This is a genomic window from Bradyrhizobium sp. Ken64, assembly GCF_055807555.1.
Genome location: NZ_JBVVPA010000077.1, coordinates 1 through 761, shown reverse-complemented (window position 1 = coordinate 761; position 761 = coordinate 1). Strand labels below are relative to the sequence as shown.

Sequence of the window (761 nt, the reverse complement as noted above, 5' to 3'; positions counted from 1 at the left end):
ACCGTGCCGGTGATGGTCTGGTTCGCCTGGTTGGTGGGCCCGCCGGCATTGGAGATCGTAATGGTGGGCGCGCTCGTGTCGATCGTCACCGCCTGGCTGGCGGTGGTCCCGACATTGCCGGCGGTGTCGACGATCCGGGTCTGGTAGCTGAAGCTGGTCGCATGGGTCGCCGGGTCGAGATAGCTCCAGCTCGTCGCCGTCGACTGCGTGACGTCGGCCCAGGTGGCGCCGCCATCGCTGGAGACCTGGATCTTCTCGCCGGCGCCCAAGGCTCCATTGCTGCCGGAGACGGTTAGCGACGTGTCGCTGGTGATGAAGTCGCCGGCGGTGCCGGTATCCTGGTTGATCGCCGTGATCGCCAGCGCCTCCGACGGAGCGGTGGTATCAAGCGTCACCGCCTGGCTGGCGGTGGTCCCGACATTGCCGGCGGTGTCGATGATCCGGGTCTGGTAGGTGAAGCTGGTCGCATGGGTCGCCGGGTCGAGATAGCTCCAGCTCGTCGCCGTCGACGGCGTGACGTCGGCCCAGGTGGCGCCGCCATCGCTGGAGACCTGGATCTTCTCGCCGGAGGCCAGCGCGCCATTGCTGCCGGAGACCGTTAGCGACGTGTCGCTGGTGATGAAGTCCCCGGCCGTGCCGCTGTCCTGGTTGATCGCCGTGATCGCCAGCGCCTCCGACGGAGCGGTGGTGTCGAGCGTCAAGGTCAGCGAGGCGCTGCCCGTATTACCAAACGTGTCCGTCTGGCTTGCCACGATGGTGTG

The 761-nt window shown here is 67.3% G+C and carries 1 protein-coding gene; it reads right to left on the bottom strand.

The genetic code is table 11. The annotated features are described in order from the left end of the window. Positions 1 to 761, bottom strand: a 761-nt coding sequence (locus AC0L2F_RS35700; RefSeq protein WP_473251519.1) for an Ig-like domain-containing protein, incomplete at both ends; no start/stop codon positions are given.